The organism is Amycolatopsis sp. NPDC004079 (genome assembly GCF_040610415.1).
GTDB classification, from domain to species: Bacteria; Actinomycetota; Actinomycetes; order Mycobacteriales; family Pseudonocardiaceae; genus Amycolatopsis; species Amycolatopsis halotolerans.
Genome location: NZ_JBEXMH010000079.1, coordinates 11,845 through 34,691, shown reverse-complemented (window position 1 = coordinate 34,691; position 22,847 = coordinate 11,845). Strand labels below are relative to the sequence as shown.

Genomic DNA, 22,847 nt, shown 5'->3' with positions numbered 1-22,847 from the left:
TCTGGGGTTGCTTGTCAAGGCATCTTTCCCGCCTTGACAAGCAACCCCAGACCGTAGTCGCAATCAAGCTTCGGGGTGCTCCACGCACCCATATCTAAGAGGAGCGGCGATCAGCCGCTCTTCCGCCGAAAAGTCCGCTTGTTGGCAGCGGGCCCATGCGCGTGCTGCCCCTGCTGCCCGGCGGTCTCGTGCGCGGCCCCTTCCCGGGACTTCGCCTGCTTCCGCTCGAGCGCCTCGCGGAACTTCCGCTTGACGTCGCCCTCCCCGTCGCTGGGTGCCGGTTGCGCTTCACTCATGGCTGACCTCCGAAGGTGACGACGTGATACCCCGTCAGCCTGGCGCCCTTCGCGCACCTTGGCGAGCCATTTCAGAGTGATGCCACCCGGCGGTGGCCAGCTTCGACAGCCTTCCTCGGCTCCGGCACGACAGCCTCGGCGAAGACCGGACGAACCCGCTGAACGGTGCGCCATCCGGCACCGAGGACAAGCCCGAACCCGGCCGCACCAGCCAAAATCACCGCGACCCACCCGGTCGCCGCGCTGAAAAGCAGCTCCCCGGCCCGGCCGTAGGCGAACCCGGCAAGCACCGCCCACCCCACCGCGGCCGCTCCGGCCACCGCGAGCGGGGTCGTGATCACTGCCACTGCGCCAACCGCGAGCGCCACCGCCGCCACGGCATAACCGGGATGCGCGGTCGCCCCGGCAAGGTCCGCCGCGATCGCGGCCGCCACCACCGCCACACAACCGAGCGGGAAACCGAACCCGCCGGCCAGCCGTCCTTCAGTACGCATGCCCCATGGCACCTCGCGCGGGCGCGTGCACCAGGGCGTGCGGACAGGTTCCGTACGCCCCGGCGCTGGTTTTTGACGGCTTCTTGACCTCGGTCAGGCGCGAGCGGTCGCGCGGACGATCGCGGCCACGATCTCCGGCCACAGCGGTTCCGGCAGGTCATGCCCCATGCCCGGGACGACGACCAGCTCCGAGTCCGGGATCGCCGCCGCAGTGGCCTTCCCGCCGCTGACGTCGATCATCACGTCGGAATCGCCGTGCAGTACGACCGTCGGCACCTGGACGTCGTGCAGTCGTTCGGTACGGTCGCCCGACGCCATGACAGCGGCGGCTTGCCGCTGCATCCCGGCGGGGTGCCGACCCCGGTCGTAGTTGCGGGTCGCCTTGCGCCGCAAGTATTCCTCGGTGGCCGGATAGCCCGGCGACCCGGTCACGCGGTAGTTCGCGACGCTCAGTTCGATCTGCTCCTCGCGTGTTTCCGGCACCGGCTTGGTGAGCGTCGCCAGCGCCGCGGGCGAGACCTGGCCGACCGACCGGTCGCCGGTCGTCGACATGATCGACGTCAGGCTCAGCACCCGGTCCGGGTGGTCGATCGCGAGCTGCTGCGCGACCATCCCGCCCATCGAAGCGCCGACGACGTGCGCCTTCGCGAAACCGAGCGCGTCGAACAGCCCGACCGTGTCGTTCGCCAGGTCCGACAGCAGGTACGGCGCCGGGGCAGTGCCCGCGACGATCCCGGGGAGGTCCGGCGCGCCCAGTTCGTCGAACCAGGTGGACAGGCCCGCGTCGCGGTTGTCGAAGCGCACGACGTGGAAGCCCTGGCTCGCGAGCAGCTCGCAGAAACCCTCCTCCCAGGTGATCATCTGGGCGCCGAGTCCCATCACCAGGACGATCGGCGGGGCAGCCGGGTCGCCGAACGTGTCGTACTCGAGTTCGAGGCCGTTGGCCTGTGCGCGTGGCATGCCCCGATCATGCCGCAGCGTGGAACCGCGTGTGGCCGAGCCGGCGGGTTCCCGGTTACGGTGCACGGCATGCCGACTCCGCGTGCCGGACAGCGCGCCCGGTCCCGTTCGGCCGCCGGGCTGCCCGCGGTCACCGCGAAAAAAGTGATCGACGCGGCGGTGAAGCTCACCGTCGAACGCGGCTTGGAAAGCTGGACGCTGCGGCAGCTGGCCGCCGCGATCGGCGCGTACCCGGCGGTCGTTTACCACCACGTCGGGGACCGGGACGCGGTGGTGTGCGCGGTGCTCGACCGGGTCGTCGGCCAGCTGCGGCTCCCGGACGACGGGCTGGAGTGGCAGGAGTGGTTCGTCGAGCTGCTGACCGGCCTGCGCGAGCTGCTGCGCAAGCATCCGGGCACCGCGCGCCGGATGGCGTCGTTCGGCCCGTCGGTGGCGGCGGCGACGCCCACGGTGGACCGCGGCGTGCAGATCTTGCTGGGCGCGGGCTTCGGCGAGGAGAGCGCGCTCGCCTACACCGTGCTCACCACCACCGCGTGCCAGTACGTCGCGCTGGAGGACGAGCGCGACTGCAGTCTCGCGTTGCGCCTGGACAACACCGAGGAGTACGCCTCCTACCTCGGCCGCGAGGACCTGCCCGGGATGGCCGCGTTCGGGCGCTCGATGCAAGAGCTGCTCGCCGACCCCGAGGCGGCCGCCGGTTACCATCCGCGACTGTTCGACTTCGCGATCCGCCGTTGCCTCGACGGGCTCACGTGCCGATTGGCCCAGTTGCGCGACTGAAATTCGCGAAATTGCTCCGCTCGAGCGCCTGGACTGGGCCGTCCGCGTGGTCGTGGTGAAAAGTCGGGCGACCGCTGCGCCGACCGACACCGATTCGACGCTTTCCCGGCGTAGCGTGGACAGTTACCGGGGGCCTTGCCTCCGGAAGGGGCCCCCGGCACTTTCCTCCCCCCTCGTGGTGCCGGGGGTTCTCCTTCCGGGTACCTCAGTGCTGGGGCGGATGCTGGATCGCGGGGAAGACCTGGCCCACCACGGTCACGAGCGACATCGTGAGCAGCGTGTGGACCTGGTGCCGGTCCAGCGAGCGGTGCACGAGCCACTCGCGGCCCGCCGCCTTCACCATGCCGGCGAACGCGCGCACCGCGGCGTTCAGCTCCTCGCCGTGCGCGCTTTCGCGGGACAGCCCGACCGCCTCCAGCACGCGGTCGGCCGACGCGCGGTCGGCCTCGGCGACGATCCGGTCCACCTCCGGGTCGCGGCCGATGCCCTCCGGCGCGATCGCGGCGAGCCACAGTTTCTCCTGCCCGCGCACCATGTCGAGCAGCCAGTCGATGGCGGCGTCCGCGCGCACTTCCAGCGGTCCGTCCGGCAGAATCTGCACCGCAATCCGTGGCACAGTAAGCGCGCGTCGAACTATTTCGAGGTACAACTCCCTTTTCGTTCCGAAATAATGATTGATCAGTCCGCGGGCCACGCCTGCCTCGGCCGCGATGTCCGAAGTGGACACTTCCGAATACGGTCGTTCGCCGAACAGTCTCGCCGCACAGGCGTAGATCTGCTCTTTGCGTTCGTCCGGTTCGAGTCGCCGCCACTTCGGCGCCGGATCGGTGCTCATGGCATCAGTTTGGCATGATCGGTTCAGCAAGGCGGATTAACCGGGCGGAATGTCGCAGCGGAAACACGTTCGGCTGCTACCGCGCGGTATCGCTTGACGACTCCGCTCAGTCCGGAAGTTCGATCGGCGCGAGGTCCTCGAACCGGTCTCCCGGACCGGGATTCGCCGGGTCGCTCGCGCCGCCGAAATGCCGCTGCACGCCCCACACCGCGTTGAGCGCGGTCTGCACCGCGCCCTCGGCCCAGCCCGCTGTCCACGAGATGTCGTCGCCCGCAAGGAATAAACCGCGATAGCGCTCGGGCAGTGAATCCTGCACGAAGTGCGTGAAAAGCCGGTGCTGGTACCGGTAATGCCCGGGAAGGTTCGCCTTGAACGCGCCCATGAAATGCGGTTCCGCCTCCCACGACACGGTCACCGGGTCGCCCACGATGTGCCGCCGCACGTCGACGCCGGGGTAGATCTCGCGCAGGGACTGCAACATCACCTCGACGCGGTCGGACACGGAAAGCGGCAGCCACTTCAGCGAATCGTCGGCCCACGTGTAGGACAGGCAGATCACCGCGGGCCGGTTCGGGTCGTCGCCGAGAAGGTAGGTGCCGCGCGGCATCCGGTCGGTGAGCGTCATGCTCATCGTGTCGCGGCCGGTGACCGGGTCCTTCTCGAGCCAGAACGGGCGGTCGACGGGCACGAACACCTTGGAGGAAGCCATATAGTGCGTGCGCTCGATGGCCGTCCAGTGGTCGATCGGGAACAGCGCCTCGTCGCATTCGATCTTCGACAGCAGCATCCAGCTCTGCGCCGTGAACACCGCGGCGCCGAACGTGCGGATGTGGCCGGACTCGTCGGTGACGGTGATGTTGTTCGGCGCGGTGCGGTGCAGCCGCGTGACGCCGGGGCGCGGCTGGCCGTTTTCGTGCAGGGAAGCCAGATTCGTGCCGGACGGCCAGTGCGCGAGCTGGTCCGGGACGTGCTCCCACAGCCGTTTCGGGAGCTGCTCGCTGCCGCCGACGATGCTGCGGTGTTCGTCGTCCGCCCCGGTATAGACCACCCGGAGGATTTCGAGAATCGAGTTCGGGAAGTCGGTGTCCCAGCCGCCGGTGCCGAATCCGACCTGCCCGAAGATCTCTCGATGCTGAAACGAGGAAAATGCCGGGGAATCGCACAGGAATCCGTAGAAGGTCTGGTTGTCGAGCCGGGGCACCAGCTCGTTCCAGATCTTTTTGACCGTCGCGGCGTCGCGATTGCGGATCGCGGTCTGCATCTCCGCGAACGACGCGTGCTCATCGAGCGTGCGTTGCCACGCCTTCGCCACTTCGCCGTACACGTCGGGCAGATCTTCGGGCGTGCGCGCGTAATGGCTGCGGCCCTTGAGATCGACGACGGTGCTCGGCGTGGCGGGCGAAAGCGGGTTCGGGAACGGCGTGGTTTCCAGCCCGGCCGTGTCGAGGTAGTGGAACAGCGACGTCGACGCCGGCGGGAACCGCATCGCGCCCATCTCGGCGACGACGTCGTCGGGCAGGCCGGGGAAGCGGTGCGTGCGCAGCCGTCCGCCGATCCCGTCGATCTCGTACACGACCGGCCGCAGCCCGAGCTTCATCAGCTCGTACGCGGCCACGATGCCGGAGAGGCCGCCGCCGATCACCGCGACCTCGGTGCCGTGCGCCCGCTCCGGCACGGTGCCGAGCCCGGCGGGATGCGCGAGGTAATCGTCGTAGGCGAAAGGGAAATCGGGGCCGAACATCGTGATCGGCCTGCCGGCCGGTTCCTCGGCGTGGATCGCGGCGGGAACTGCGGAGGTCATACCCGGGGTCCTTCGGTGAGAGAGCGGTACAGCGACGGCCGTCGGTCGGCCAGGTACGGGGTTTCGGCTCGCGCTTGAGCGAGCACAGCGGGGTCGAGGTCGGCGAACAGCAGCTCTTCGTCCGGCCCGGCCTTCGCGACGACTTCATCCGGTGACGCGACTGTCGAGCGTCCGCAGTAGCTCAGCTCGCCTTCGGTGTCGCAGCGGTTCGCGTACACGACGTACAGCTGGCTTTCGTGTGCACGAACCGGAATGAGCAAGTCGGCGACGCGCTCGTAGGGCCGCATCAGCGCGGTGGGCACGAGCAGCACCTGCGTGCCCGCGAGCGCGTGCGCGCGGACCAGTTCAGGGAACTCGACGTCGTAACAGATCAGCAGGCCGGTGCGGAGGCCGTTGAAATCAGCCTGCACCACCGGCTCGTCGCCGGGCGAGAACTGGTCGCGGTCGAGGTCGCCGAACAGGTGGGTCTTGCGGTAGTTCGCAAGCCGTTCCCCTTGCGCGGACAGCAGTTGCGCCGAGTTGTACACCGCGTCGCCGTCGCGCTCGGGATAGCCGTAGACCAACCCGATCTGGTGCTTGGCCGCCAACGCGCCCAGTTCGGCCGCGTGCGGTCCGTCCGCCGGTTCTGCCAGTTCGGCGACGGCTTCCGCGCCGATGTTGTAACCCGTCGTGCCCATCTCGGCGGTCACGATGAGCTCGGCCCCGCGCTCCGCCGCCGCGGCCATTGCCTCGGGCAGCCGGTCGTAGGGTCCTTGGTGGACGGCGATGATCATCGGACCTCCGCGAGCCGCGAGCGGCGGATGCTGTAGCCGAAGTAGATGACGAGGCCGAGCAGCATCCACGCGCCGAACACGATCCAGGTCGCCCCGTCGAGGCTGAACATCATGTAGGCACAGCATGCCACGCCGAGGATCGGCGTGACCGGTGAGAACGGCACCCGGAAAGTGCGTTCGGCTTCGGGACGGCGCTTGCGCAGGATCAGCACGGCGATGTTGACCAGCCCGAACGCGAACAGCGTCCCGATGCTGGTGGCGTCGGCGAGCTTGCCGAGCGGGATGAAGGCGGCGAGCACCGCGACGAACCCGGACACCACGAGCGTGTTGGTGCGCGGTACGCCGGTCTTCGGATGCACAGTGGACAGCGATTTCGGCACGAGCCCGTCGCGGGACATGGCGAACAGGATCCGCGTCTGTCCGTAAAGGACGGTCAGCACGACGCTCGAGATCGCCACGATCGCGCCGATCGCGAGCAGGATCGCCCACAGCGGGTTGCTCGAGATCGTGGTCAGCACGTGCGACAGCGCGGCTTGCTTGTCGCCGAACTCCTGCCACGGCAATGCGCCGATCGCGGCGAACGCGACCAGGCAGTAGAGCACGGTCACGATGGCCAGCGACAACAAAATCGCGCGCGGCAGGTCCCGCTGCGGGTTGCGCGCCTCCTCGCCGGCGGTGGAGGCGGCGTCGAACCCGATGTAGGAGAAGAACAATTTCGCCCCGCCCGCGCTCATCCCGGCCAGCCCGAGCGGCAGGAACGGAGTGAAGTTCTGCGCCCGGACGGCGGTGAACGCGATGGCACAGAACAGAATCAGCGTGCCGATCTTCACCACGACCATGATCGCGTTCGCCCGCGCGCTCTCCTTCGCGCCGGACAGCAACAGCACCATCGCCAGCAGCACCACGACAATCGCCGGAATGTTGACGAGCCCGCCGTCGCCCGGCGGCCCGCTGAGCGCTTCCGGCAACGCGACTCCGAACGCCAAGTGCAGCAGTTCGTTGACGTACTGCCCCCACCCGACCGCGACGGACGCGACCGAGACGCCGTACTCCAGCACCAAACACCAGCCGCACACCCAGGCGATCAGCTCGCCGAGCGTCGCGTACGCGTAGGAGTAAGAGGAGCCCGACAGCGGGATCATGCCCGCCAATTCGGCGTAGGAAAGCGCGGAGAACAACGCGGTGATCCCGGCGAGCACGAACGAGACCACGACAGCGGGCCCGGCCACCGGGACCGCCTCGCCGAGCACCACGAAAATCCCGCTGCCCAGGGTGGCCCCGATGCTGAGCATGGTCAGCTGGCTGAGCCCGAGCGACCGCTTCAGCGGACCGTGATCCGCCTCGGCCACCAGATCGGTGACCGGTTTGCGGCGCAGCATCGCCGCGGCGAGCCTCCCGCGCGCAGGACTGGAGGAGGTGGTGCTCACCGGGCGGCTCCTAGCGATCGATTGTGACGGCTCTGTCGACTTCGAGCCACGGTATCGATCGAAAATTGCCCCGAGAACCGAGATCTGTTGTGGATTGCGGGTGGTGGGAGGTGATTCATTGCGCTCTCGGGGTCGGTTTCTGCGGAGTGGTACGGCCTGGAGAGGTTCGGGGTTCCGGGCCGGGAATGACTGTAAGTGATCGGTTCCAGGGGGTCGCGGTGGCGGGTTTGCCTGCGGAGATCGGGTGGTGCCGGACGGCGGTGCGTTGTTCGGGTGATGCCGGTCGTCGGGTGCGGACCAGTTGGGCGGCAGCGCCCGGAGCGCTGGGTGACGGTGCTCTGGGTTCCAGTGCGGGGCTGAGGGCAGCGGGGCGTTGCTCAGGTGCAGGCATCGCGTGTGTGGGCCGGTTGGACGGAGGGCTTGGGCGAGGGAGCTGCGGGTTTCGGTTGCGAGGTCGGGAGACCGGGCAGCGCGGCCTCACTCGGGTGGTGCCAGTCGTCGCCGCACACGGGCCGGTTGGGCGAAGGGACGTGGGGCGATAGGTGAGGGTGCTCCGGGTTCTGGTCGCGGGGCTGGAAGACCGTGGCAACGGGGCGTTGCTCGGGTGGTGCCGGTCGTCGCGCGCGGGCCGGTTGGCTGAGCGACTTGGGACGATGGGCGGGGTGTTCCGGGTGCGTCGGCTCCGTCAGCGGGAGCGGCTGCGGCAGGGTGTGCGAAGGGGCTCCGCAGTCAGTCCGGCGGCTTGGGACGCAGGCGGAATTCTGCTGGTTGCCCGAGCAGGGAGACGCTGGCAGAGCCGGGTCAGGAAGCGGGTGCTTCCGGAAGCAGCAACGTGAACGTCGGCGGATCGGGCCGCGAAAGGCGTAAGCGGCCGCCTTCGGCTTCGGCCAGGCTTCTGGCCAGGCGGAGGCCGATGCCGTGCCCGCCGGGGGTGTGGTCGGCGAACGGGTCGCGTTCGCCGAGGTCCGGGCCTTCGTCGACGACGTCCACGGCCAGGGCTCCGCCGGCGTCGCGGGCTCGGACGGTGATGGTTCCTTCGCCGTGGTTCAGTGCGTTGTCCAGCAGGACGGCGAGCACTTGCCGGACGGCGGGAGCTGATGCGCGGACTGGCGGCGGGTCGGTGATGTCCAGGCGCAGCTGGCGGTGGTCGGGCAGCGGGGCGTCGGTCAGCCCGGCCAGGAGGGCGGTGAGGTCCAGTTCGTCGCGAGGGGTGCGGCGTTCCCTGGACAGCGCGAGCAGGTCTTCTACGGTGCGTTCCAACCGGTCGGCGGCGGTGATTCCGGCGCGCACCGCGGCATAGGGGTCGCGGCCGGGGGTTTCCAGGGCAGATTCCAGCTGCAGGCGCAGTCCGGCCAGCGGGGTACGCAGTTGGTGTGAGGCTTCGGCGGAGAAGGCGCGTTCTCGTTCCAGGGTTTCGCCGATGCGGGCCGCGGTGACGTCCAGCGCCGCGCCGACGCGGTCGATTTCCGGGATCGCCGAGCGCCGGGAGCGTGCGGAGAAGTCGCCTTCGCCCAGGCGGGCCGCCGCGCAGGCAAGGTCTTCCAGCGGACGGGTCAGCCGCGCGGCGATTCGGCGGGCGACCAGCCAGCTCGCGAGCACCGCGCCGATCGCGCATCCGGCCATCACCAGCCAGGTGATGCCGACGTCGCGGGTCAGCGCGGACCGGGGGAGCGCCGCGCGCACGATGCCGGTGAGGCGGGCTCCGGTCAGCACCGGGACGGCCAGCACGTCCTCGTCGCCGACCTTTTGGTTCAGCATGTCGCTGCGGGTCGCGCTGACTCCGCGCACGACGTCGTCCGCGATGGGCGGGCCGTCTCCGGCGAGGAGGTGGCCCTGCGGGTCGTAGACGCCGACCTCGGCGCCGTCCTCGTTGTCCGGGACCTGGACGGGCTCGCCGGCGGCGAGCGCGTCGGACACCACGACGGCCGCGCCGTCGGCGGCTCGCTCCAGCGCGGACGTGGTGTGCGTGCGGAAGTACCACAGCGCCCCGACGGCGAGCGGCAGTCCGAACAGGCTCGTGGCCAGGACCGCGGCGAGGACGGTGAGCGTCACGATCCGGCGGCGCACCCCGTTCAGTCCCCCTCTAACCGGTATCCGTGCCCGCGCAAGGTCGCGATCCTCGGCACCTCGTAGGGCGACTCGGCGGCCGAGGCGAGCTTGCGGCGCAGCGCGGCGATGTGCACGTCGAGCGTCTTGGTGGAGCCGTGCCAGTGCGAATCCCACACGTCGGACATCAGCGTGTCGCGGCTGACCGCCTGCCCCGGCTGGACGGCCAGCCGCGCGAGCAGGTCGAACTCCCGCGCCCGCAGCGCGACCTCCCGGCCGTTCAGGCTGACCCGCCTGCTCGCGATGTCGACCTCCAGCGCGCCGATCCGCACGACCGGCGTCGACGGCGCGGCGGGTGCGCCGCGGCGGAGGTGCGCGCGCACCCTGGCGAGCAGTTCGGCCAGCCGGATGGGCTTGGTGAGGTAGTCGTCGGCCCCGGCCTCCAGCCCGACCACGACGTCCATCTCGTCGGCCCGCGCGGTGAGGATCACGAGCACCGCGCCCGGCATGGCCGAGCGCAGCCGCCGGCACACCTCGACGCCGTCGACGTCCGGGAGGCCCAGGTCCAGCAGCACGAGATCGGCCGCCGTCTCGCGCAGCGCGCTGCGGCCGTCCCGGCACCATTGCACTGTGTGGCCGTGCCCGCGCAGCGCGGAGTCGAGGACGCTGCCGATCGCCGCGTCGTCCTCCACCACCAGTACCTTCGCCATGAGGGAAGCCTAACCGGCCCCTCCCGGCGTTGTCCGCGCGTCCACAGTGGACCCTCAGCGGGACGCGGCCGAGGTCGGGCATAGTGGCTGCATGCTCGGTCTGTACCCGGAACTCGATCCGTACGACCACGGGATGCTGCCGGTCGGCGACGGCAATACGCTGTATTGGGAGGAATGCGGCAATCCCGGGGGCAAACCGGTCGCGTTCCTGCACGGCGGGCCCGGGGGCGGCGCGTCCGCGCGGCACCGGCGGCTGTTCGACCCGGAGCGCTACCGGATCGTGCTGTTCGACCAGCGCGGCTGCGGCCGGAGCACGCCGCACTGCAGCGAGCCGGACGTGGACCTGTCGGTGAACACGACCTGGCATCTGGTGTCCGATATGGAGCAGTTGCGCGAGGACCGCGGCATCGACCGCTGGCAGCTGTTCGGCGGCTCGTGGGGAAGCGTGCTCGCGCTCGCCTACGCCGAGACGCATCCGGAGCGGGTGACCGAGCTGGTTCTGCGTGGCGTCGCGACACTCCGGCTGAAAGAAGTGCAGTGGCTCTTCGGCGGAGGCGCGGCGTGCATGTTCCCGGAGGCGTGGTCGCGTTTCCTCGCGCCGGTGCCTTACGCGCGCCGCGGCGGCGACTTGCTGGAGGTCTACCACGAACTGCTGAATCACCCGGACCCGAACGTGCACGGGCCCGCCGCGCTCGCTTGGAGCCGGTGGGAGGGCGAGACGGTCAAGTTCACTCCGCAGGAAGAAGTGGTGGCCGCGTTCGCCGAGCCGGAGTTCGCGCTCGCGATCGCGCGGATCGAGAACCACTACTTCCGCCACGGCGGCTGGCTCGCCCCTGACCAGCTGATCCGCGGCGCCGGGAAGCTCTCGGGCATCCCGTGTGTTCTGGTGCAGGGCAGGTACGACGTGGTCACTCCCGCCACCACCGCCTGGGAACTCGCACAGGTGCTGCCCGGCGCCGAGCTGAAGATGATCGGCGACGCCGGGCACGCCTTCGACGAACCGGGCACGCTGCACGAGCTGATCAGCGCGACCGACCGGTTCGCGGCAGGGTGGGAGGGCAGGTCCGGGCTGTCGAGCGCGGAAGTCGAACGAAAGGAAATCCGCATGCTGTTCGGTGACGAGCACGTTCGCCGTTACGAGGAGACCGACGGGCAGGTCGGGCACGACTGGCAAGAAGGCGTGCCGACGCTGGTGCTCACCACGAAGGGCCGCAAGACGGGTCAGGACCGCAAGTTCGCCCTCATCTACCAGGACGACGACGGCAACCCGGTGATCGTCGCCTCGAAGGGCGGCGCGGAGAACCACCCCGGCTGGTACCTGAACCTGCAGGAGAACCCCGAGGTCGGCGTGCAGGTGTGGGCGGACAAGTTCACCGCGCGCGCCCGGACCGCGACCGGCGAGGAACGCGCCCGGCTCTGGGAGAAGCTCGCCGCGGTGTGGCCCGCCTACAACGACTACCAGAAGAAGACCGACCGCGAGATCCCCGTGGTGGTGCTCGAGCGGGTGTGATTCCCGCCGCGTCCCGGGTCCGCGCGGCGCCGAACCGGAGCGTCTTCCGCTACGAATGACGCTCATGGCGCTGCGCACCCGGACCCGGGACAACTGGACCCCGCTCGAAGGGGAGCTGCTCGGCTTCCGCGGCATGCAGAGGTACGGCAGGCGGTTCGCCAAATCCGGCCGGGGCGCCTGGTACCACTTCGCGATCGAGGTCGTGTGGCAGCTGCTCGCCCTCACGAGCCGGTTCCGCGTGCGCGGCGCGCGGAACATCCCGGAATCGGGCGGGGTCGTGGTGGCTTCCAACCACCTGTCGAACGCCGACCCGACGACGCTCACCGCGTTCTGCCTCGGCTCCGGCCGGGTGCCGCGGTACCTGGCGAAGGCGAGTCTCTGGAACGCCCCGGTGATCAAGTCGGTGATGCGTTCGGGCAAGCACATCCCGGTCCACCGGGGCGCGCCGACCGCCGCGGGCGCGTACCGCGACGCCGTCGCCGCGGTACGGGCGGGCGAATGCGTGGCGATCTTCCCGGAGGCCGGGCTCTCCGCGGATCCGGACGGCTGGCCGTCGAAGGGCAAGACCGGCGCGGCGCGGATCGCGCTGGAGACCGGCGTGCCGGTGATTCCGGTCGCGAACTGGGGCACGCACGAGCTGTTGCCCGCCGGATCCTGGTATCCGCATGTCCCGCCGCGCCGGAAGATCGAGTTCGTCGCCGGGCCGCCGGTGGAGCTCGCCGATCTGCGCGGGCGGGAGCTGACCAGGGACGTGCTGGAGGAAGCGACGGCACGGATCATGGCCGCGGTGACGGAGCTGCTGGCGGAGATCCGGGGCGTGCGTCCGCCGGTCTGACAACCGGATCCGGCGGTCCGGCTCGGCGCGGTGGGGACCACTGTGGACAATTCAGCGGCCCCAAGAGCGGCGGCACGGACCAGGTGGCGTCCAATTCCGGTGAGCATCGCCCGGATCCGCCGTCCGAGCACGCGCCGGGGCGAGCGGCCGCGCTGAAAGCGGGCGCCGTCACGCCGCCCCGCGCGGGCGCGGCGGGTAGTTTCAACGGTATGAGCGCAGACTATGACGTGGTGGTCCTCGGGGCCGGAGTCGGTGGGTACGTCGCGGCGATCCGGGCTTCGCAGCTGGGCCTGAGCGTGGCGGTCGTGGAAGAGAAGTACTGGGGCGGGGTGTGCCTCAACGTCGGCTGCATCCCTTCGAAGGCGCTGCTGCGCAACGCGGAGCTCGCGCACACCGTGAAGGAGGAGGCCAAGACCTACGGCATCTCCTCCGACGGGGAGATCCGGTTCGACTACACCGCGGCGTACGAGCGCAGCCGCAAGGTCGCGGACGGGCGCGTCAAGGGCGTGCACTTCCTGATGAAGAAGAACAAGATCACCGAGTACGACGGGCGCGGCGCCTTCGTGGACGCCAACACCCTCGAGGTGAACGGCGAGCGGATCACCTTCACCTACGGCATCATCGCGACCGGCGCGACGGCCCGGCTGCTGCCGGGCACACAGCGCAGCGAGCGCGTGGTCACCTACGAAAAGCAGATCCTCGAAAGCGAGCTGCCGGGCAGCATCGTGATCGCCGGAGCGGGCGCGATCGGCGTGGAGTTCGCGTACGTGCTGCGCAACTACGGTGTGGACGTGACGATCGTCGAGTTCCTCGACCGGATGGTGCCGCTCGAGGACGCCGAGGTGTCCGCCGAACTGGCGAAGCGCTACCGCAAGCTGGGCATCAAGGTCCTGCTGGGCACCAAGGTCGAGGCGATCGACGACTCGGGCACCAAGGTTCTGGTGACCGTGTCGAAGAACGGCGAGCAGCAGGTGCTCGAGGCCGACAAGGTGTTGCAGGCCATCGGGTTCCGGCCGAACGTCGAGGGCTACGGCCTGGAGAACACCGGTGTCGCGCTCACCGAGCGCGGCGCGATCGCGATCGACGGCCGCGGCCGGACGAACGTGCCGCACCTGTTCGCGATCGGCGACGTGACGGCGAAGCTGATGCTGGCGCACGCGTCGGAGTCGATGGGCATCGTGGCGGCGGAGACGATCGCCGGCGCGGAGACCATGGAACTGGACTTCGTGATGATCCCGCGCGCGACCTACTGCCAGCCGCAGATCGCGAGCTTCGGCTGGACCGAGGAGCAGGCGCGCGAGAAGGGCTTTGACGTCCAGGTGTCGAAGTTCCCGTTCACGGCCAACGGCAAGGCGCACGGCCTCGGCGACGCGGCGGGCTTCGTGAAGGTGCTGAGCGACGCGAAGTACGGCGAACTGCTGGGCGCGCACCTCATCGGCCCGGACGTCACGGAGCTGCTGCCGGAGCTGACGCTGGCGCAGCAGTGGGATCTTACGGTGCACGAGGTTTCGCGCAACGTGCATGCGCACCCGACACTGGGCGAGGCGGTCAAGGAAGCGGTGCACGGTCTGGCCGGTCATATGATCAACTTCTGATTCTTCGACGGTCGCCCTGGTCCGCGGTGGTTTCGCGGGCCGGGGCGCTGTTGTTTCCGGACTCTGGCAGGGAAAACACCAGCTCCGGCCGCGACCACGAGATTCTCGGCGGTTTCGGCGGGACACTCCCGATCTGCCGGGCGCCCATGCGTTCGTAGAACTTCACCGCTGGCGGATGCGACACCACCCGTACCTCGGACAGCCCGTTTTCCCTTGCCGCAGCAAGAATTTGCCGGACAAGACGCGCACCAAGCCCCGTTCCCTGCGCTTCGTCGGCGACGAACAACAGGTCTAGTTCGGCATCGGTGAGCGCGGCGAACCCGACCGGTCCCGAAGGGCCGCGCGCGACCAGAACCTGGTGCTGACGAAGGTAATCCGGCGTGACGACGTATCCCTCCAGTATTGAGGCGTACTGGCCTTGGTAGGCCGATGATGCGTGCATGAGGTCGGTGAGCGCGGCGGCGTCGGCAGCGGTCGCGCGGTCGATCTTGAACATGGCAGCCACGTTAACCGGCACCACCGACAAAAACTGATCACCTGGCTCGGCGGGCGGGCAAAGCCGCGGCGCTGAGCAGACAGAGCACAGCACCGATCCCCAGGGAGAAGCGCACGCCGAGCACCCCGGCAGCGATCCCGCCGAGGGTGATGAAAATCGGTTTGGCAGTACGGGTTCCGGTCGACCAGGCGGTGAGCGTGCGAGTCAGCACAGCGTCGTCGATCAGCGACAGGCGGTACGCCGAATAGGTCGGGTTGAAGATGCCCGCCACCAGCAACAGCCCGAAGTTCGCGGCGATCAGGAGGGTGACTCCGGCGGCTCCGGAAATGGCGAACGGCAGCACGAGCAACCACGGCGTACGCGCGAAACTAGTCCACAGCAACACTTTCTGCGCGCCGTATCGAGAACTGAGCGTCGGTGCGAGCCGAGCGCCGAGCAGCCCGCCAAGGCAGGGGACACCGAGGACGAGCCCGTATTCCCACGGCGCGAAGCCGAGATCCCGCAGCATCAGCACGGTTTGCAGCGGCGTGACCCACAGGACCGCGCCGCTGAACAACACCGAGTTGAAGAACAGCGGCCGCAGCTCGGGACTCTGCAGCAGGTAACGCCATCCGTCGGTGAACCCTCGGCGCGCCGGACCCTCGGCGACAACAGGCGGCGGCTCCGGCGCGCGCAAGCGGCGGATTCCGAGCGCGGACAGCAGGAACGAAAACGCGTCGATGAGCATCGTCGCGGTAGCGCCCAGCGCGCTGATCAAGACGCCGCCCAACGGCGGTCCGGCGGACCAGCAGATCCAATCGGTGCTCTCGAAGCGGCTCAAGGCGACCGCTCGCTCGTCCGGCGCGACAAGAGCTTTCAGATGCGCGCCGCTGGCCGCGGAGAAGATGACGGCCGAGGTGGCGACGACGATGTCGACGGCGTAGAGCTGCGGCATGGTCAGCACGTGCAGCGCCGCCGCCAACGGCACGCTCGCCAATGCGGCGCAGCGGACCAGGTCTCCGGTGATCATCGCGGGACGCTTCCGGGCGAACTCGACGCGCGGTCCGAGCGGGAAAGCGAGAACCGCGCTGGACGCGGCCGAGATGGCAGTGATCAGCGAAACCTGCCACGCGGGCGCGTCGAGCACGAGCACCGCGACGAGCCCGAGCGCACCCGCGCCGACCGTGCTGCCCGCCGTGCTGATCGCGTACGCGGCCCACAGCCGCGCGAAATCCCTCCCCAGATTCGCCACGTGAGCAGAGTGCCAGCTCCGGTTCGTACCCCGGAACGGCCCATCCGAATCTCACCAGATGGGTCATCCGGGCAGATACCACTTTGGTCGGTGGTCTTAACCGCGGTCGCTCTTTAGATTCACGTGACCACAGTCGGTGGCCGGGGGCGAGGACAGGAGCTGTCATGAGAAGAACGAGCCGGGTGGTCGCGTATTCCGCGCCCCTAGCGGTCGGGGTGGTGCTCGCCGGGAGCGGGGTCGCCGTCGCGCAGCCGTCTGCGGCGGACGCGGCGAACGCCCGCGCCGGAGCCGGGATCAGCGCGTTGCAGGGAATCAAGAAGACCCTCAGCCCGGCCGAGCAGAAGCAGTCCAGCCAGCTCGTCGTGGAAAAGCGCCTGCGCGCCGACCGCGGTCTCGCCGCACTGCTTCCGGATTACCGCACCGGGCTGCCGGTCAGCCAGACCGGCACGGTCTCGGTGGACATCGCGGGTACCGCGGGTGCCGCGATCGCGAAGGCTGTGCGCGCCGCGGGCGGCACCGTTCAGTCCACATCGTCCAATGGCTCGGTTCGCGCCCAGCTGCCGCTGAACGCGGTGGACCGGATCGCGGCGCGCGGCGACGTCCGCCAGGTCCAGCCCGCGACGCTGGCGATGACCTGGAACGAGCCCGACGCGCAGCGTCAGCAGCTGGCCAAGAAGGCCGTCGCCGCTGTGCAGGTGTCCGAAGGGGACAAAGCCCACGGCGCGGACACCGCCCGCACGGATTACGGCGTGAACGGCACCGGAGTGAAGGTCTGCGTGCTTTCCGACGGCGTCAACTCGCTGAAGAAGTCGCAGGACGCTGGGGAACTGCCCGCGGTCGACGTGCTCCCCGGCCAGGCGGGCAGCGGCGACGAGGGCACGGCGATGCTGGAGATCGTCCACGATCTCGCCCCGGGCGCGACCCTCGGTTTCGCGACCGCCTTCACCAGCGAGTCGAGCTTCGCGGACAACATCCGCGCGCTGCGCAACACCGGCAAGTGCACGGTGATCGTCGACGACGTCGCGTACTTCGACGAGTCGCCGTTCCAGGACACGCAGGTCGCGCAGGCAGTCAACGACGTGACCGCGGCAGGCGCGCTCTACTTCTCCTCCGCGGGCAACTCCGGCAACCTCACCGACGGCAGCAGCGGCTACTACGAAGGCGACTTCCGCTCGTCCGGCACCACGCTGCCGGGCGTCACCGGGACCCCGCACGACTTCGACCCTGGCACCGGCGTGCAGACCACCGACCCGCTGTCGGCGGGCTCGCTCGGCAGGCCGGTGACGCTGTTCTGGTCGGACCCGTGGGGCCACTCGGCCAACGACTACGACCTGTTCCTGCTCAACGCCTCCGGCAGCGTCGTCGCCTCCAGCGCCAACCCGCAGAACGGTTCGCAGAACCCGTACGAGAGCCTGACCGTGCCGACGTCCGGCTCCGGTTACCGTCTCGCAGTGGTCAAGTACAGCGGCGCGGACCGGTTCTTCGCGGTCAACGTGGTCCGCGGCCGGTTCGTCGACTCCGGTTCGCTCAAGGGCTTCAGCACCGCAGGCGTGACCTCGGGCCACTCGGCGGCGGCCGCGGCGTTCTCGGTGGCTGCGGCCCCGGCGGCGACCGCGTTCGGGCGTCCGCTGGAGACCGGCGACCCGGCGAACCCGGCCGGTCCGTACCCGGGCCTGTTCACCTCGGCCAGCAAGTGGGAGCGCTTCACCTCCGACGGCCAGCGGCACCTCTTCTACAACGCCGACGGCACTGAGCTGACCCCGGGCAACGTGTCCTCGACCGGCGGCGCGACCCGCGCGAAGCCGGACATCACCGCGGCCGACGGCGTGGCCACCTCGGTGACCGGCTTCCAGCCGTTCTTCGGGACCTCGGCGGCGGCCCCGCACGCGGCGGCGATCGCGGCGCTGCTGCTGTCGGGCAAGCCGTCCGCGACCTCGGCGGACGTCCGCACGGCTTTGGTGTCGAGCGCGATCGACCTGGGCGCGCCCGGGTTCGACGCGGTGACCGGCAACGGCGTGATCATGGCCGGTCCGGCGCTGGCCGCGCTGGGCGTGCCGAAGAAGTAGCGCAGTTTCTCGCTAAAGGACGACGATCCGTGAAGGGCCCCTTGAGGGAATCTGATTCCCTCAAGGGGCCCTTCACGTACTTCTGCGGGAGCTGGGAACCCGCCCTTTTCAGCGTCCGGCGACCAGCAGGTGGAACGCCCGCGGCCCGTCGCCGAGGCGGTCGTGGCGGCGGAGCTCGAGCCCTGCCTCCTCGAGTGCTTTCTCGATCTCTTCCGGCGGGCGCAGCCGGAAACCGTGGCCGGTGAACGGCATTTCGCGCATCATCTCGGGATCCCCGATGCCGACGACGAACCGGCCGCCGCCGGAGAGCACTCGCGCGACCTCCGCGAACGCGGGCACCAGGTCGGGAATGAAGTAGACCGTGTTGACGGTCAGCGCCGCGTCGATGGTCCCGTCGCCCAGCGGAAGCTCGGCCATCCCGGCTTGGTGCAGCACCAGCCGTCCGGCGGCGAGGTTCTTCGGGAACGTCCGCCGCGCCCGGGCCAGCGCCGTTTCGGAGATTTCCGCGCCGTGCACGGTGCCGCCCTCGGTGGCGCGGAGCAGGAGGTCGAGACCCAGTCCGCCGCCGAAACCGAGGTCCAGCGCGGTTTCGCCGCGACGGATCTCCAGCGCGTCGACCGCTCCGGTGACCGGCCCGCGGTTGACGTTGTTGAGCAGCCGGACAACAGCCTGCCCGGCCCGGCCGCGCGGATGGCCCAGCTGTTTGGCGAAACCGGCGAGCAGCGTGTCACGTGGTCCCATGAACCCAGTGTGCCGCGATATGGCAACGTGCGGGCGAACTGACTTTTGAGGAGGCCGCGTGCAGGAGAAGACTGTGTCGGAGAAGACCGCTGTGGTCACCGGGGCAGGTTCCGGGCTGGGCCGCCGGATCGCCGAAGCGCTGCTCGGCGCCGGTTACCGGGTCGCGCTCGCCGGACGCCGCGAGGACGCCTTGCGCGAGACAGCCGGTTCGAACGCGAACGCGCTGGTCGTGCCCACAGACGTCGCCGATCCCGCCTCGGTGGAGGCGCTTTTCTCGGCGGTGCGCAACGAGTGGGGCCGCGTGGACCTGCTGGTGAACAACGCCGGAGTTTCGCTCGGCGGCACCGTCGCGGATCTGTCCGTCGAGGACTGGCGACGCACTGTCGACACGAACCTCACCGGCATGTTCCTGGTCGCGCAGCAGGCCGTTCGGCTGATGCGCGACCAGGACCCCCGTGGCGGCCGGATCATCAACAACGGCTCGATCTCCGCGCACGCGCCGCGCCCGGCGAGCGTCGCGTACACCGCCACCAAGCACGCCGTCACCGGCCTGACCCGGTCGATTTCGCTCGACGGCCGCGCCTGGAATGTCGCGTGCGGACAGATCGACATCGGCAACGCGGCCACCGAGATGACCGAGCGGATGGCCGCGGGCATCCCGCAGGCCGACGGACGGCTGCTGGCCGAGCCGACCTTCGACGCGGGCCACGTCGCCGACGCGGTGCTCTACATGGCGGGCCTGCCGCTGGACGCCAACGTCCAGTTCCTCACCATCACCGCCACCACGATGCCGTTCATCGGCCGGGGATGACCTTGTCACGGCGGAACTCGTCGAACAGCCGGTAGAACATCTGCTCAGTGTCCACATAGGAGTGGAAGCCGGCGCGGCGCGACTTCGACGTGTCCGCGAACATGTCGTAGTCCCACGAGAACACGAAGTCGCCGAAGGCCCACGAAGAGACGTCGGCGTACGAAGCGGTGAGACCGTGCTTCGCAGCCATCTCGGTCCACAGTGGTTCCTTGTCGGCCATCACCGTGGTCAGCGGCAGCTGTAGCGGCGGAGCGACTTCAAGGTCGAAGTACGCGGCTAGCTTCGGCCACAGCTCTCGCCAGCGAAAGAGGTCGCCATTGGCGATGTTGAACGCTTCGTTGCGGCTCGACGTCGCCGCCCACACCGTGCCTTCCGCAAGCAACTGTGCGTCCGTCATCTCCAGAAGGCTGTCGTACGCGCCGGGCTTGCCGGGAAACCGGAGCGGCAGACCGAGTTCCTTCGAGATCGAGGCGTAGACCGCGATCACGAGAGCGAGGTTCATCGGGTTGCCCAGCGTCGTCCCGCCGACGACGGACGGCCGGATCGCCGACCACGACCAACCGCCGGCCGCCGCGCGGCGTTCCAGGAACTTTTGCTGGTCCACGTTGAACTCCGGTGGCATGTGCTGTCCCGCGTCGGCTTCGCGGGCGGGAGTCTTGAACGGCCCGAGGTGCGCGCCGTAGACCTTGTAGCCCTGCATCAGGCTGACGTGTTCCAGCGGGCCTTCGTCGAGGCCGTTCACCAGGTTCTCCAGCATCGCCACGTTCGGCGGCACGAGTTCCGCCCACGTCGGCCGGTCCTGGTAAGCGGCGTAGAACAGGTGCGTCGCGCCGACGCCGGCCAGCGCCGCCCGGGTGCCCGCCGGATCGAGCAGGTCGACGGCGAGGCCGCCCGGCCCGCCGCGACGGGAGAGCCCGAGCACCTCCCAGCCGTCGAGAGTCCGCAGGTGAGAGATGAGTTTCCGGCCGATGATCCCGTTGGCCCCGGCCACGAGGGCCACGCGTGTGCTGCTCATGTCTTCGATCCTGACCTCGCCGAGCTGATAAATCCAAGGCTTACTTCTCACGGCTTCGATAAGCTGTGTTTATGACAAGTCTTCGGCAGCTCGAGTACCTGGTCACGGTGGTCGACACCGGTTCCTTCACCCGGGCCGCCGAGCAGTTGCACGTGACGCAGCCCGCGCTGTCGCACCAGATGCGGGCGCTGGAGCACAGCGTCGGCGGGCCGCTGCTGGAACGGTTGCCGCGCGCGGTCCGGCTCACGCCGATGGGCCGCGCGATGCTGCCGCACGCCCGCGCCGCGCTCGCTGACGCCGAACGCGCCCGGTGCGCCGCGCGGCAGGCTTCCGGCCAGGTCGCCGGAGAGCTGCTGATCGCGACCGTCTACTCGGTGAGTCTCGGGGTGCTGCCGCCCGCGCTCCGGGTGTGGCGACGCGAGCGGCCGGACGTCGACGTGCGGCTTTTCGAATACCGCCATGCCGACGAGTTGCGCGATGCCATGCTGGCCGGCGAAGCGGACCTCGCGATCGGCCCGCGTCCGGCTGACTGGACCGGCCCGGTGCGGTCGCTGGGCACCGAGGAGTTCGTGGTGGTGCTCCCGGCCGACGGCGCTATGGAGTCCACTTCGGACGGTACGGTCGAGCTGGCCGATCTTGCCGACTGCGCGTGGGTGCATTACGCGCCTGGTCACGGCTTAGCGGAACTCCTCGACGCTGCCTGCGCGGAAGCTGGCTTCCGGCCGCGGCCTGCCGTGCGTACGGAACAAACCGCCGCCGCACCGTTGCTCGCGGCGGCCGGATTGGGACCTGCGCTGGTTCCGGCGAACGTGCTGCCAGCGGAGTTCAGCGGGCGAGTTTTGCGTCCTGGCAAGCCGATTCGACGTGAGCTGGTCGCGTACGGTCGCAGCGAACCGGATCCGTTGACGGCAGCGTTCGGCGAAGTGCTGAAGCAGCACGCTCGGGTCTAGTCACGCAGCCGAGTCAGGTCGATTCCGGTGAACGGTGTCGTCACCGCGTCGTGGACCCGGGCGGACCAGACGGCGTGCCCGTGTGCAGTCCACAGTGGAATCGCCGGGAGATCGCGCAGGGCTTCGTTCTCGGCGATCCGGAACAGCTGCGCGGCTTCTTCCGGCGCCGTGGTGGTTTCGGCGGAATTGAGATCGGCAGCGAAACCGGCGTCGGTGTAACCGGCGGCGTCCGCCAGAGCGTGGAGGATGTCGGACGGGCTCGGCGACACGGCCTTGACCTCCAGCGCGGACGGTCCGGTCGGCTTGCCTCCCGTCGCTTTCCGCTGTGCGGTGACCGAGATTCCCAGGCTCTTCGACAAACCGTCGGCCAATGCCTGCGGCCACGTGCCGTCGAAACTGTCGTAGTACACCGCGGCGTCACCGGTGAATCCCGCTTGGTTCAACAGGGATTTGGCGGCCGGGCCGTCGAAAGTGCACGGACGGCAGCTCCCGGAACGCTCGCCGGGCGCGACCGCCGGCGGCAGCAACCCCTTGGCCGCGTCCGCCTGGTGGGCGAGCGGCCCGGATTCCAGTGCGCCGCGGTCGGTGCCGAGCGCGAACGCGTGTCGCACTGTCGGGTCCGCGAATCGCGTCGCCTCAGCGGAAAACACCAGGTAGCCGGCGCGGGGGAGCGCCCACATCGCGTGCCGGTCGGCGAAATCGGCGTGCATCGCCTCGTGCCGGTCGCCGGGGACGGACGTGGCGACGTCGAGCTTGCCCTCCTTGACCTCGTCGTACTGCTCAGCCGGATTGCCGACGCGCAGATTGATTTCCTTGGCCCGTCCCGGATCCGCGACTACCCGGACGAGCTTGCCGCCGGACCCGGATTGCCAGTCGCCCTCCAGGCGCAGCGGGCCGTTGCCGATCGGATGCCGGGCGAATCCGTTCCAGTCGCGCGATTTCAGCACCGCCGCGGGCATCGGCACCAGTCCGGGTGCGGACAGCCAGGCCGGCACCTGGTTGGACGGCCGGTCGAGCACGATCCGCAGCCGCGCCGGGTCGACCGCGGTGATTTCCTTGGCCCGCAGCGACTTCGTGAGCACCGGGGTGCTGGCCCAGTGATGTCCCGCGATCGCCTTCCAGGTGTCCACATAGGACTGCGCGGTGACCGGCGTGCCGTCGTGGAACTTCCCGGGCCGCAGCTTGACAGTCCAGGTCACCTGATCCGTGCTGCTGATCGACTCGGCCGCGCGCGGAGTGGCTTTTCCGCTGGCCGGATCGTAATCGGCGAGCGGCGTCCACAACGCGCCGGTGACGAGGCGGCCGGACGGATCGGTGACGTCGGCGGGCAACAAGGTGCCCGGTTCGCCGAGGCCGACCGACAAGACGCCGGGCTGAGCGGGTTCGGCCGACGACGAACAGCCGGAGAGACCGGCCGCGACGAGGGCGGCGAGCGTGAGCGGGACCAGCAGACGCGATCGCATGCTGACTTACTA

Annotated in this window: 21 protein-coding genes; 7 read left to right on the top strand and 14 right to left on the bottom strand. The window is 69.5% G+C overall.

The window, feature by feature from the left end:
• Nucleotides 1-110: 110 nt before the first annotated feature.
• The 3 genes from ABZX37_RS43170 to ABZX37_RS43160 form a co-directional block, all read right to left on the bottom strand.
• On the bottom strand, nt 111-296 hold the full coding sequence (locus ABZX37_RS43170; protein ID WP_354749832.1) for a DUF5302 domain-containing protein: 186 nt from the start codon (nt 294-296) through the stop codon (nt 111-113).
• A gap of 71 nt (nt 297-367) precedes the next feature.
• Nucleotides 368-790, bottom strand: coding sequence for a hypothetical protein (locus ABZX37_RS43165; RefSeq protein WP_354749831.1), 423 nt, complete (start codon nt 788-790; stop codon nt 368-370).
• Between the two features lie 93 nt (nt 791-883).
• Nucleotides 884-1,750, bottom strand: a complete 867-nt coding sequence (locus ABZX37_RS43160; protein ID WP_354749829.1) for an alpha/beta hydrolase — start codon at nt 1,748-1,750, stop codon at nt 884-886.
• Between the two features lie 69 nt (nt 1,751-1,819).
• Here ABZX37_RS43160 and ABZX37_RS43155 point away from each other — a divergent pair, with 69 nt between their 5' ends.
• The gene (locus ABZX37_RS43155) at nt 1,820-2,530 is read left to right on the top strand and encodes a TetR family transcriptional regulator (protein WP_354749827.1); all 711 of its coding nucleotides are present in this window, start codon (nt 1,820-1,822) and stop codon (nt 2,528-2,530) included.
• A gap of 205 nt (nt 2,531-2,735) precedes the next feature.
• On the opposite strand, the gene ABZX37_RS43150 is transcribed toward ABZX37_RS43155, so the two are convergent.
• The 6 genes from ABZX37_RS43150 to ABZX37_RS43125 form a co-directional block, all read right to left on the bottom strand.
• Nucleotides 2,736-3,365, bottom strand: a complete 630-nt coding sequence (locus tag ABZX37_RS43150) for a TetR/AcrR family transcriptional regulator (protein WP_354749825.1) — start codon at nt 3,363-3,365, stop codon at nt 2,736-2,738.
• Between the two features lie 106 nt (nt 3,366-3,471).
• Nucleotides 3,472-5,166 (bottom strand): NAD(P)/FAD-dependent oxidoreductase, encoded by a 1,695-nt coding sequence (locus tag ABZX37_RS43145; RefSeq protein WP_354749823.1) that lies wholly within the window; start codon nt 5,164-5,166, stop codon nt 3,472-3,474.
• Nucleotides 5,163-5,939, bottom strand: a complete 777-nt coding sequence (locus ABZX37_RS43140) for a carbon-nitrogen hydrolase family protein (RefSeq protein WP_354749821.1) — start codon at nt 5,937-5,939, stop codon at nt 5,163-5,165. Before ABZX37_RS43140 ends, ABZX37_RS43145 begins: the two co-directional genes overlap by 4 nt.
• Nucleotides 5,936-7,318 (bottom strand): amino acid permease, encoded by a 1,383-nt coding sequence (locus ABZX37_RS43135; protein ID WP_354749834.1) that lies wholly within the window; start codon nt 7,316-7,318, stop codon nt 5,936-5,938. The genes ABZX37_RS43140 and ABZX37_RS43135 overlap by 4 nt, the downstream gene beginning before the upstream one ends.
• Nucleotides 7,319-8,167: 849 nt before the next feature.
• The gene (locus tag ABZX37_RS43130; protein ID WP_354749819.1) at nt 8,168-9,433 is read right to left on the bottom strand and encodes a HAMP domain-containing sensor histidine kinase; all 1,266 of its coding nucleotides are present in this window, start codon (nt 9,431-9,433) and stop codon (nt 8,168-8,170) included.
• Nucleotides 9,434-9,438: 5 nt separating this feature from the next.
• On the bottom strand, nt 9,439-10,122 hold the full coding sequence (locus ABZX37_RS43125) for a response regulator transcription factor (RefSeq protein ID WP_116205481.1): 684 nt from the start codon (nt 10,120-10,122) through the stop codon (nt 9,439-9,441).
• 91 nt (nt 10,123-10,213) lie between these two features.
• Here ABZX37_RS43125 and pip point away from each other — a divergent pair, with 91 nt between their 5' ends.
• The 3 genes from pip to lpdA all read left to right on the top strand — a co-directional run bounded on the left by pip (nt 10,214) and on the right by lpdA (nt 14,062).
• Nucleotides 10,214-11,632, top strand: a complete 1,419-nt coding sequence (gene pip / locus ABZX37_RS43120; protein WP_354749817.1) for a prolyl aminopeptidase — start codon at nt 10,214-10,216, stop codon at nt 11,630-11,632.
• A 64-nt stretch (nt 11,633-11,696) separates the two neighbouring features.
• Nucleotides 11,697-12,467 carry a lysophospholipid acyltransferase family protein gene (locus ABZX37_RS43115; protein ID WP_354749815.1) on the top strand — a complete coding sequence of 257 codons (771 nt, stop codon included), beginning with the start codon at nt 11,697-11,699 and terminating at the stop codon, nt 12,465-12,467.
• A gap of 209 nt (nt 12,468-12,676) precedes the next feature.
• Complete coding sequence (gene lpdA / locus ABZX37_RS43110) at nt 12,677-14,062, top strand: dihydrolipoyl dehydrogenase (protein WP_354749813.1); 1,386 nt, start codon at nt 12,677-12,679, stop codon at nt 14,060-14,062.
• Here the strand turns inward: lpdA and ABZX37_RS43105 are convergent.
• Together ABZX37_RS43105 and ABZX37_RS43100 are read right to left on the bottom strand one after the other, a co-directional pair.
• The gene (locus tag ABZX37_RS43105) at nt 14,052-14,558 is read right to left on the bottom strand and encodes a GNAT family N-acetyltransferase (protein ID WP_354749811.1); all 507 of its coding nucleotides are present in this window, start codon (nt 14,556-14,558) and stop codon (nt 14,052-14,054) included. The genes lpdA and ABZX37_RS43105 overlap by 11 nt on opposite strands.
• Before the next feature lie 37 nt (nt 14,559-14,595).
• Nucleotides 14,596-15,789, bottom strand: a complete 1,194-nt coding sequence (locus ABZX37_RS43100; protein WP_354749809.1) for an MFS transporter — start codon at nt 15,787-15,789, stop codon at nt 14,596-14,598.
• A gap of 164 nt (nt 15,790-15,953) precedes the next feature.
• Here ABZX37_RS43100 and ABZX37_RS43095 point away from each other — a divergent pair, with 164 nt between their 5' ends.
• Nucleotides 15,954-17,855, top strand: a complete 1,902-nt coding sequence (locus tag ABZX37_RS43095) for a S8 family serine peptidase (RefSeq protein WP_354749807.1) — start codon at nt 15,954-15,956, stop codon at nt 17,853-17,855.
• A 108-nt stretch (nt 17,856-17,963) separates the two neighbouring features.
• Here the strand turns inward: ABZX37_RS43095 and ABZX37_RS43090 are convergent, their stop codons facing one another.
• The gene (locus ABZX37_RS43090; protein ID WP_354749805.1) at nt 17,964-18,596 is read right to left on the bottom strand and encodes a class I SAM-dependent methyltransferase; all 633 of its coding nucleotides are present in this window, start codon (nt 18,594-18,596) and stop codon (nt 17,964-17,966) included.
• A 58-nt stretch (nt 18,597-18,654) separates the two neighbouring features.
• Between ABZX37_RS43090 and ABZX37_RS43085 the strand changes: the two genes are divergently transcribed.
• Nucleotides 18,655-19,407 carry an SDR family oxidoreductase gene (locus tag ABZX37_RS43085; RefSeq protein ID WP_354749803.1) on the top strand — a complete coding sequence of 251 codons (753 nt, stop codon included), beginning with the start codon at nt 18,655-18,657 and terminating at the stop codon, nt 19,405-19,407.
• Here ABZX37_RS43085 and ABZX37_RS43080 read toward each other — a convergent pair.
• Nucleotides 19,391-20,422 (bottom strand): SDR family oxidoreductase, encoded by a 1,032-nt coding sequence (locus ABZX37_RS43080; RefSeq protein ID WP_354749801.1) that lies wholly within the window; start codon nt 20,420-20,422, stop codon nt 19,391-19,393. The genes ABZX37_RS43085 and ABZX37_RS43080 overlap by 17 nt on opposite strands.
• Before the next feature lie 71 nt (nt 20,423-20,493).
• On the opposite strand from ABZX37_RS43080, the gene ABZX37_RS43075 reads away from it, so the two are divergent.
• The gene (locus tag ABZX37_RS43075) at nt 20,494-21,372 is read left to right on the top strand and encodes a LysR family transcriptional regulator (protein WP_354749800.1); all 879 of its coding nucleotides are present in this window, start codon (nt 20,494-20,496) and stop codon (nt 21,370-21,372) included.
• On the opposite strand, the gene ABZX37_RS43070 is transcribed toward ABZX37_RS43075, so the two are convergent.
• Nucleotides 21,369-22,835 (bottom strand): ABC transporter substrate-binding protein, encoded by a 1,467-nt coding sequence (locus tag ABZX37_RS43070; RefSeq protein WP_354749798.1) that lies wholly within the window; start codon nt 22,833-22,835, stop codon nt 21,369-21,371. The genes ABZX37_RS43075 and ABZX37_RS43070 overlap by 4 nt on opposite strands.
• Nucleotides 22,836-22,847 lie beyond the last annotated feature (12 nt).

What these genes read in the sequence shown, in the direction of transcription:
- ABZX37_RS43170 (WP_354749832.1), bottom strand. Translation starts at nt 296, where the DNA reads ATGAGTGAAGCGCAACCGGCACCCAGCGACGGGGAGGGCGACGTCAAG.
- ABZX37_RS43165 (WP_354749831.1), bottom strand. Translation starts at nt 790, where the DNA reads ATGCGTACTGAAGGACGGCTGGCCGGCGGGTTCGGTTTCCCGCTCGGT.
- ABZX37_RS43160 (WP_354749829.1), bottom strand. Translation starts at nt 1,750, where the DNA reads ATGCCACGCGCACAGGCCAACGGCCTCGAACTCGAGTACGACACGTTC.
- ABZX37_RS43155 (WP_354749827.1), top strand. Translation starts at nt 1,820, where the DNA reads ATGCCGACTCCGCGTGCCGGACAGCGCGCCCGGTCCCGTTCGGCCGCC.
- ABZX37_RS43150 (WP_354749825.1), bottom strand. Translation starts at nt 3,365, where the DNA reads ATGAGCACCGATCCGGCGCCGAAGTGGCGGCGACTCGAACCGGACGAA.
- ABZX37_RS43145 (WP_354749823.1), bottom strand. Translation starts at nt 5,166, where the DNA reads ATGACCTCCGCAGTTCCCGCCGCGATCCACGCCGAGGAACCGGCCGGC.
- ABZX37_RS43140 (WP_354749821.1), bottom strand. Translation starts at nt 5,939, where the DNA reads ATGATCATCGCCGTCCACCAAGGACCCTACGACCGGCTGCCCGAGGCA.
- ABZX37_RS43135 (WP_354749834.1), bottom strand. Translation starts at nt 7,318, where the DNA reads ATGCTGCGCCGCAAACCGGTCACCGATCTGGTGGCCGAGGCGGATCAC.
- ABZX37_RS43125 (WP_116205481.1), bottom strand. Translation starts at nt 10,122, where the DNA reads ATGGCGAAGGTACTGGTGGTGGAGGACGACGCGGCGATCGGCAGCGTC.
- pip (WP_354749817.1), top strand. Translation starts at nt 10,214, where the DNA reads ATGCTCGGTCTGTACCCGGAACTCGATCCGTACGACCACGGGATGCTG.
- ABZX37_RS43115 (WP_354749815.1), top strand. Translation starts at nt 11,697, where the DNA reads ATGGCGCTGCGCACCCGGACCCGGGACAACTGGACCCCGCTCGAAGGG.
- lpdA (WP_354749813.1), top strand. Translation starts at nt 12,677, where the DNA reads ATGAGCGCAGACTATGACGTGGTGGTCCTCGGGGCCGGAGTCGGTGGG.
- ABZX37_RS43105 (WP_354749811.1), bottom strand. Translation starts at nt 14,558, where the DNA reads ATGTTCAAGATCGACCGCGCGACCGCTGCCGACGCCGCCGCGCTCACC.
- ABZX37_RS43095 (WP_354749807.1), top strand. Translation starts at nt 15,954, where the DNA reads ATGAGAAGAACGAGCCGGGTGGTCGCGTATTCCGCGCCCCTAGCGGTC.
- ABZX37_RS43090 (WP_354749805.1), bottom strand. Translation starts at nt 18,596, where the DNA reads ATGGGACCACGTGACACGCTGCTCGCCGGTTTCGCCAAACAGCTGGGC.
- ABZX37_RS43080 (WP_354749801.1), bottom strand. Translation starts at nt 20,422, where the DNA reads ATGAGCAGCACACGCGTGGCCCTCGTGGCCGGGGCCAACGGGATCATC.
- ABZX37_RS43075 (WP_354749800.1), top strand. Translation starts at nt 20,494, where the DNA reads ATGACAAGTCTTCGGCAGCTCGAGTACCTGGTCACGGTGGTCGACACC.
- ABZX37_RS43070 (WP_354749798.1), bottom strand. Translation starts at nt 22,835, where the DNA reads ATGCGATCGCGTCTGCTGGTCCCGCTCACGCTCGCCGCCCTCGTCGCG.